We start from the raw sequence: 8,523 nt of genomic DNA on the forward strand, positions 1-8,523 counted from the left end.
GGTTATAATTAAATTAAAAATGGATTTTAGGTTCGATCCCCCCTGCCCCCCTTGATAAGGGGGGTGCCGATAGGCGGGGGGATCCCCCCTGCCCCCCTTGATAAGGGGGGTGTCTGACAACTTTTAACGCCTACCTACTTAGGCGCTGATTATTGGGAGGCCTTCCTTGCCGAAAGAAAGATTAGATTTATTATTGGTAGCCAAAAATCTCTGTGATTCCCGTCAACAGGCACAGCGATTAATTCGCGCTGGAGAGGTGAAAGTCAATCACCAAATCATCGATAAACCGGCCACAGAAATCGATCGGTCAGCGGCGATCGAGGTTAAGCAGAAACTGCCCTATTTGTCAAGGGGGGGCGAAAAATTAGCCAAGGCCTTAGAATTGTTTGCCATCGATGTCAGCGATCGCATTTGTTTAGATGGAGGCATTTCCACGGGGGGATTTACCGATTGTCTCTTGCAAAAAGGAGCAAAACGGGTTTATGGGGTCGATGTGGGTTATGGACAAGTGGCCTGGAGTTTACGGCAGGATCAACGAGTTATTTTACTAGAAAGAACTAATTTTCGCTATTTAACCCCAGAAAAGTTATACGGACAGGAAAAACCCGCCGATTTAGCAGTTATGGATCTGTCTTTTATTTCCCTGACCAAAGTTTTACCGACCCTGTGGACGCTATTAAATCCACCGCGAGAGGCGATTTTATTGGTCAAACCCCAATTCGAGGTGGGACGGGAAAAAGTCGGCAAAAAAGGGGTAGTTCGCGACTACCAAGACCAAGCAGGGGCAATTTTTCAGGTTTTACAGGCCGCAGAAGTCTTAGGATGGTTCTATCGGGGTTTAACTTGGTCTCCCATTACCGGACCTGCGGGTAATGTCGAGTATCTTCTCTGGTTGTCCACCGATACTGGCCAAGTTAGTCCCAGTTTAGCCGCGATCGCAGAAATCACCCAAGCAGCGATCGAACAGTTTTAACCCCAGTGTTTTGTCAAGGCAGTGGGGAGATTTTCAGAAAAACCCTTGACAAATGGCGAGACTTGCTTTATACTTTATGTATAATGGGAATCCGTTTGCCCATATATATAGGGTTTTTGAGGGAAGATAAGAGAGAAAAAAATAGACTCAAAAATCGGGTTGGGTAGGAAGAGGATAAAGGTATGAAGACGGAAATTTTCCCTCCCTGACAAGCATTAAACAAAGCATTTCTGAGAGTCAAACCGAATCTTTGTCAGGTAGAGAAGTTTCAAGTATTCTTACATACAAAAACGATGATCGGGCAGTTCAATCTATTGGAAAATGGGAGAGATAACCCGAAAAATTCTTGTTAAATCATGTTAAGTCCCGTAGAAACGATTAAAATTCTCGAAAATCATCCCGATCGCACTTTTCCAGCTGGTGAAGTTATTTTTGCCGATGGCACGGAGGGCGATTTAATGTACGGTATTCTTAGTGGAGAGGTGGAGATGTATATCAAGGGGCAATTGATAGAAACTCTACAAAAAGGGGACGTATTCGGAGCAGGAGCGCTCCTGCATGGGGATAAACTGCGAGAATCCACAGCTATTGCCAAAACTGATTGTAAATTAGCCTATCTCAATCAACCGCAGTTTTTATTTGCCGTGCAGGAAACCCCCATGTTTGCGATCGAAGTATTAAGAAGTTATTCCGATCGCTTTCGCAAGTTAAAAAAAATCTTCGCCGGTGAAGCATAGAGGAGCAAAGGAAAGCCATACCCCGAAAACTATTGACCGAAAATCTCACCAATAGTTAAACGGGAACCATTGACCAAATCCCCACCAGAACGCGGAGGTTTTCCCGATAATTGCACTTCTTTTAATAATAATAAACCCGCTCCCGTCTGCACCACCGGCCCGAAATTTTTCCAGAGAGCCACGATCGATCCCACTTCTCCGCTTAGATGAGAAAGGTCTTTTGTCTGTAATTCTCGAGGCAGTTGCTCCGGATCGTCTAGGGGAATAGTGGCCATCACTTTAAAGGGTTGTCCCCGGAAAGTGGTTAGCGCATGAGGATAAAAACCCCGGACTCGATCGTGAATTGTCCGGCCTGAATCTTGCCAGTGGATTAGATAGTCAGATTTTTGAATTAAAGGGGCATAGGTGGCATCGTCGTTATTTTGAGGAATTGGGGTAATTTCTGCTCGATCGAGCTTAGAGAGGGTTTCTAGGAGCAAATCCGCCCCCATTTGGCCTAGGGTTGCTCCCACCTGTTCGGCATTGTCAAAAAGAGCGATCGGGGTGTAGGCTTTCAGTAGCATCGGTCCGGTGTCCATGCCCGCATCCATTAACATAGTGGTAATGCCGGTTTCTTTTTCTCCCCTAGCGATGCACCACTGCACGGGGGCTGCTCCCCGATATTTCGGTAAAATTGAGCCATGAACGTTAATACAGCCTAATCTCGGCATCTCTAGAATTTCTGGGGAGAGGATTTGTCCGTAGGCAACTACTACAAAGGCATCCGCTCGCGATTGTCTGAGAAAATCTAAGGTTTTAGCATTTTTTTTCACACTTTTAGGCTGTAAAACTGGTATTTGCTGTTCTATGGCTATTTGTTTCACCGGTGAGGGGATTAATTGATTACCCCTTCCCCGGCGCTTGTCCGGTTGGGTAACGACGGCAATTATTTCTATATCGGGATTGGCTAATAATTTTTTGAGGGTGGGAACGGCAAAAGTCGGGGTTCCGAAAAAAACAATACGCATGGGAGAGGGGGGATTTTTCAGTTATCAGTGTGCAGTAATCATTAACGACTAACTATGCCAGACCATTGGATTTTTTTGGCTTTTTCCCGACGATAGGAGAAAAAATGCTCCTCTTGTTGATAGGTACAAAAAGGAGCGATCGCAATTTGTTGATCTCTAATTCCTAACTGTTGTAGTTGATGATAAATCACCCTTCGCACGTCCAAGCGAACTTTTCCTTTTTCCTCGTCAGCAAATAAGGGGGAAGGGGAGAGGTTAAATAAATTCGCCAGAATTTGGTCGGGATTGGTTTCTTGAGGAAATAAACTTAAACCCACTTCTGCGGCAACTTCTCTATCTACTTGATACACTTCCCCGGCAATTGCCGGCCCCAGGGCCAACACTAAGTTATCTAAACAACTACCGGAGTTTAATAACTGCTTAACTGCTTTGACAACTATTCCCTTAGCTGTCCCTCTCCATCCAGAATGAATCGCCACCCCAACACCGCTAGAGCGATCGCCTATTAGTACAGGCGTACAATCAGCACTGGCCACCCAAATCCCTTGACCGGAAGCATCGGTAATAATTCCATCCGCTTCGGCTATTTCTGGGTTAGTAATCCCTTGGGGATTTAATAGGCGATCGCCATGTACCTGTTTGACCCGATAAACTGGTACATTTGCCCCTAGAGCAGCCGTAAAAGCTTCCGGGGTTTGGGGGTAATAATGACGGGTAAAAAAGCCGTGGGACCAGTCCTCTAAGAGATTACAGGTAAGATAGGGCAATCCTTGCCATGTTTGCCATTGCCACAGAGAAGTCTCGGTTAATCGGACATCGATCGCTACATTGGTCACAGTCTAAGCCTCTCTGGCTGCAATAATACCTTATTCTTTCCTATCCTAGTTCTGAGCTTGGCAAACGGCAACCGGAAAATTATTGTCAAAACCCTTGACAAATGGCGAGACTTGCTTTAGACTTTTTATATAATGGGGATCCGTGCGCCCATATATATAGGGTTTTTGAGGGAAGATAAGAGAGAAAAAAATAGCCTCAAGAATCGGGTTGGGTAGGAAGAGGATAAAGGTATAAAGACGGAAAATTTCTCTCCCCCTCAGTACAATGAGTCTCAATGTATGCTAGGGCTGAATCAATCTGTCTATCATTAAGACCAAGTTTTTCACGAATCAGCTTGGGGGGATACTGAGCCTTTAGGTAATCCATAACATCATAAAGGGTAATTCGCGTACCGGCGATTGTCAATCCACGCTCTGTACGAATAATAGCTGATTGCCCGTTGGATACCAGAACCATACTCATAACCTTCTAGAATTTCATTCTATAGCTTATTTTACCGCAAATTCAGTATAGGGTCGAATATGTTCGGGTTTAAAGGCAAGGACAATTTGCTCTTTAGGAATACCGGCGGCTAATAAATCAGTGGCAATACCGTCTTCGGTTCCGTCTCGTTGTATCCAGATTTTACCATTAATAATTTGTAAATGCAGTAAACAGCCATGTACTCTTTCTCGGTTATCCCAACCTTCTAAGAGAATTAGATAGTTATCAGAGTCTTTGTCAATAATGAGGAGGCGGTTTACCTCTCCAGTAGCATAGCGCAAGTTTGCATAATAACGGAGAGATTCAATAATAATTTTTCTCATTTTTTCTAAACTATCCATCTTAAAATAACCTCCTCAATTTCGTCAAAAATTAATAATTTTAATCGTTTATTGTCTAATAAAACTTGACCAATAAAATCTTCAAAAATATCGGCAAAAGCTTGTTGATGAATTGCTAAATATAAAGTTCTTTCAGATTTTAGTTTTGTCAATAAATCATAGTATAAAATATATTGTCCTAATGCTTTTTCTAAGTCGTCGATAGATAATTTGCCAACAAAACTTTTAATTTCAATGGCAATTTTTTGATTGTCTTTTTCGGCGGCAATAATTTTTTCTGCTCCTAAGTCAATATATAAATCTCTTTTTCCCCAGCGAATAATTAGGGGGTCATGGGTAATTGTCCAGCCATCTTTGTCTAAGGCAGTTCTCACGGTATCATGATAAATATCTTTTGCTGGCATTTTTATTATAACTGGCGAGACATTTGGTAAAAATCAGGTTGATGATTCATCTTCAAACTCCACATTAGTGAGCAAGATGCTCACATTACTATTTTCATCATACCGAAATAGATGAATATCGGTATAGAAGTTAGACAGGGTTTGACACATTCTAATGCAAGTAAGCATCTGTTCGGGAGTGGGTATCATTATTGATGGCTTTTTCCTCCAATTTACGAGTTTATACCTGTAATAAGTATAGCATACTACTGGATTGAAACAGCTAATTTAGTGCCTTAGATTTAAGGGAATGCGAGCATCCTGCTCGCTAATTATTCAGGTAGTCTGCTGGCTAGATGTTATAGTCATTTCAAATAAGTTTGAGACATAAGCTTTTCATCATTTAAATTGGTATTTGAGGTTGTAGGGGCGAAGCATTCGGATAAGAAATCTACGGTTTCAGCGATAGGTTATTGCCCGAATGCTTCGCCCCTACGGGAGTGCTTACTGACAATAATAGTGAGCTAGGTGAGTCTTATCTCATTCTTATTTGAAACAACTATATATACCAAGCCAGAGCCTTGGCACAAGCAATAACAGTTAACTGTTAACTGAATAAACCGTCCTCGACGACGCAACTACCCGCAGCCCGATGCGATCGCTTCTTAGGTTGGGACGCTCCTGATAGCGTGCAGCAGAACGGCAGTAATCGGGAGTAATGCGGAAAGAACCACCTCTTAGCAAACGAAAATTAGCCTCATTAGCCTCATTCTCACTCAGCCAAGCACTACCATCATTAGGCGCATCCTCATACTTTTTATACCAATGGTCTGTACACCACTCTAAAACATTGCCGTGCATATCGTAGAGTCCAAAAAGATTCGCTACTTGAAACCTTCCTACAGTCGTCGTCTTTCCACGAAGAGTTTCTAGATAATTTGCCAAAGCTGGGGAAATCTTCTCGCCAAAGTGAAACGGTTGGTTATATTTCTGATTCCATTCGGCTAAAGTTAACTCACTGATAACTGCACGACAGGCGTATTCCCACTCTGCTTCACTGGGTAAACGGTATTGATAGCCTTTTCCTCTTTCCTGAGACCAGCGTGATAGTCTTTCACAGAATTCCACTGCCTCGTACCAACTAATACTTTCCACTGGTCGGCAGCTATTTCCTTTATAGTGTGAAGGTTCTGGGTTGAGATTCCGTTCAACTTTAGGCAAAGAAGCCACTACTCGCCACTGCGCCTGCGTTACGAGATATTTGCCCATCAGAAAGGGAGAAACCTTGACTTTGTGTTGCGGACGCTCATTTGGATATGATCCTTCTTCTCGCTCCGGCGAACCCATCCAAAACTCACCACCGAGAATTTCCACCATTTCTAGGTTTATTCCACCTTCTAACTCTTCGATTACTGTGGCTGGTAGGTCGTTTTCTGCAATGATTGAGAGGGCAATTTTTCCTTGCTTATCAACCTCTGCTTTCCAGATAGGAACCTCCTCTCCCCACTGTTTCAGCAACCAGGACGCTGACAGCCTTATCTGTGCTTTTTCCTTCTCATCTGTGAGTAATTGCCATAGCCTTTCTTGATTGAGGAATAATTTACGGACTGCCTCTTTTTCTAATGTCTCTCGCTCTAAATTATCAATATCTGGACTTCTCAGGTAAGAACGTAACTCCTCCTGGCTACTAGCTTGGAGAAACTCTTGAGCCAAGTCCGTAGTTTCCACTGTGTCTTTATATTGTTGCAGAACTTTCTCCGCGTCTGCTAACTTGTCACCCGACCACAAATAATCCTGAGATTTGTTATTTTTCTGCCAGCTTTCGGCATCTTTATCCACCTGTTTGGCTAATTCTCTACCCTTGCGAGTTTCGGTTCGCCACAGATTCAGGTTGTCCCACTTTTCAATTAAAGCTTCATGTGCTAAATCTACCCAAGCTTCTTCTTCTCGTTCAGTTTTTCCCGTTACTAAAAGGCGACCTTTTACTAATCCTTGTTTTCCTTCAATTAGTTCTGTTAAAACTTTTTGTCCTTCTTGATTATCTCCAGCTAGAGACAAGATAAAGGCTTTCGGTTGACGCAATCTGGTATCTTTTTCCCCATCTCCTATTTGCAGAAGATTCAAGAAAATTCGCTTGATTAAAGCTTTCTCTGCTTCCGTTCGCTCTTTTACAGGTTTTTCTTCTTCATAATCCCTATATTGATAGACTTTATCAGCTTGACAATTTAACGCTCCTACTATCCCACCTATCGCCTCATAAGTATCTAAAGTCAGCCGATGTTCTGCCTCATCTCGTTTCTGCCAAAGCTGGGTTAAAGCAAACTCTAATAAGGGTAAAAATCCTGGTTCTTGTTTAATATCTTCAAGGATTTTATTGAGCAATTCTTTCGTAACTTCATAGCCTTGCAGTTTGGCTGGTTCGGTGATAGCTTCTAGCAAATCTAATCCCCTTAGATCTGGCAGGTATTCGGCGTTATTTTGAATCAATTTTCGCAAAGAATCGTAACGCAAACAGGGTTCAATAAAATCCGCCCTCATGGTAGCGACAACTGCCAGAGGAGAGTCAGGAATTGTGGCAACTTGAGTAATCAATTCAATAAAGCGATCGCGCTGTTCCGCTAGAGCAAAAGTGAATAATTCCTCAAATTGATCCACCACCAGCAAGAATTTGTGTTCGCGGGGAAAAAGCTCTAATAGCGGTTTTAAGCCTTCGCTGTCTTGATTATTGATACATTGATCCAGCAATTGTTGATCATCTCGAAAATAGGGTAACAGCAAGCTTTCCAACATTGTTAACGGCTTAAATCCAGGCTTGATCGGTTCGAGAATTTGCCATCCTAATTCTTCCAACCAGGGTATCAATCCCGCCAGAACTACCGAAGATTTACCACTTCCCGAAGCACCAATCAGAGGGACAAAATTTAGCCGATCCAGCTTAGATTTGATGTCGTCCACTACTCGCTTGCGTCCGAAGAAAAATGGGCGTTCCTTCTTAGTAAACGCCAGCAATCCTTGATAGGGACAGCGCAATTCTTTCTTCTCATCTAGTAACGGGTTCACTTCTTTAACTTGAGGTTGCGCCCCATATTTGACCAGAATTAGCGATCGCCCAACTCCCATGCGAATCGGTTCTTGACCCTTCCCGCGCAATTCCCGCGAAACAAAATCAAACAGGCGATCGGCACTAATTTCTCCCGTTTCTGGGTCAGCCTGTTGTGGGGACAGTCCTTCGAGTAAGGCGGCGGTGAACAAACTGTATTCCTCATCTTCCCACGCTACCTGTTCTGACCGACAGGCGGCGATTAGGTAGTAATCTTGCTTCTCCTTAAACGCTGAGAGGCTAGGTTCTAGCAAAATGCGATCTAGTCCCCGATTTTCGGGCAATAACGCCCCCGCATGGCAACAGTCTAGCATTACCACCAGATTACTCAAACTAGAACGCCGTAATAAAGGATTGAGTTCTCGGTCTAAAGAAATGGCATTTTTGCCGTCGGGTTGGCTATCGGAGGTGGCGAGATAGGCTTCCCCGTCACCGATGCGATTGATCAGGCGAAACCCGTGTCCTGAAAAGTAGATCAAGACTTCTTGATTTTTGGTCTGCTCTCCCGATAAAATTTGCTTTAAGGGACTTCCAGAGAATAAAATACCCAACAAAAAAATAGAAAAGTGTTTTTTTGAAAAAGTAATTATTTTTGTCTAGGAAAACAAAGAGTCTCCCATTACAACCTATTTTTCCGAAAAAAAAATAGCAGCATAAACTTT

8 protein-coding genes and 1 pseudogene are annotated in these 8,523 nt (G+C 43.1%); 2 read left to right on the forward strand and 7 right to left on the reverse strand.

Annotation, left to right across the window (positions count from 1 at the left end; genetic code table 11):
• Positions 1-166 precede the first annotated feature (166 nt).
• Together O9323_RS20270 and O9323_RS20275 are read left to right on the forward strand one after the other, a co-directional pair.
• A complete protein-coding gene (locus O9323_RS20270) occupies positions 167-973 on the forward strand; it encodes a TlyA family RNA methyltransferase (protein WP_004159137.1) in 807 nt (268 codons plus the stop codon).
• Positions 974-1,329: 356 nt separating this feature from the next.
• Positions 1,330-1,710, forward strand: a complete 381-nt coding sequence (locus tag O9323_RS20275) for a cyclic nucleotide-binding domain-containing protein (protein ID WP_002773639.1) — start codon at positions 1,330-1,332, stop codon at positions 1,708-1,710.
• 29 nt (positions 1,711-1,739) lie between these two features.
• On the opposite strand, the gene fmt is transcribed toward O9323_RS20275, so the two are convergent.
• The 7 genes and pseudogenes from fmt to O9323_RS20305 form a co-directional block, all read right to left on the reverse strand.
• On the reverse strand, positions 1,740-2,717 hold the full coding sequence (fmt, locus tag O9323_RS20280; protein WP_069475440.1) for a methionyl-tRNA formyltransferase: 978 nt from the start codon (positions 2,715-2,717) through the stop codon (positions 1,740-1,742).
• Between the two features lie 41 nt (positions 2,718-2,758).
• Positions 2,759-3,553 carry a peptidoglycan editing factor PgeF gene (pgeF, locus tag O9323_RS20285; protein WP_002736685.1) on the reverse strand — a complete coding sequence of 265 codons (795 nt, stop codon included), beginning with the start codon at positions 3,551-3,553 and terminating at the stop codon, positions 2,759-2,761.
• Between the two features lie 241 nt (positions 3,554-3,794).
• Positions 3,795-4,010: pseudogene (locus O9323_RS20290) on the reverse strand (DUF433 domain-containing protein); the annotation flags it as partial.
• A 32-nt stretch (positions 4,011-4,042) separates the two neighbouring features.
• Positions 4,043-4,378 (reverse strand): XisI protein, encoded by a 336-nt coding sequence (locus O9323_RS20295; RefSeq protein WP_002736025.1) that lies wholly within the window; start codon positions 4,376-4,378, stop codon positions 4,043-4,045.
• Complete coding sequence (locus tag O9323_RS20300; protein ID WP_149106892.1) at positions 4,366-4,782, reverse strand: XisH family protein; 417 nt, start codon at positions 4,780-4,782, stop codon at positions 4,366-4,368. Before O9323_RS20300 ends, O9323_RS20295 begins: the two co-directional genes overlap by 13 nt.
• A 33-nt stretch (positions 4,783-4,815) precedes the next feature.
• Entirely contained in the window at positions 4,816-4,971 is a 156-nt protein-coding gene (locus O9323_RS22980) for a DUF6888 family protein (RefSeq protein WP_002737946.1), read from the reverse strand.
• A 390-nt stretch (positions 4,972-5,361) separates the two neighbouring features.
• Entirely contained in the window at positions 5,362-8,340 is a 2,979-nt protein-coding gene (locus tag O9323_RS20305) for an nSTAND1 domain-containing NTPase (RefSeq protein ID WP_353851605.1), read from the reverse strand.
• Positions 8,341-8,523: the final 183 nt, after the last annotated feature.

Origin of the sequence: Microcystis sp. LE19-131.1A, from assembly GCF_027532015.1 — a bacterium.
Classification (GTDB): domain Bacteria; phylum Cyanobacteriota; class Cyanobacteriia; order Cyanobacteriales; family Microcystaceae; genus Microcystis; species Microcystis ichthyoblabe_A.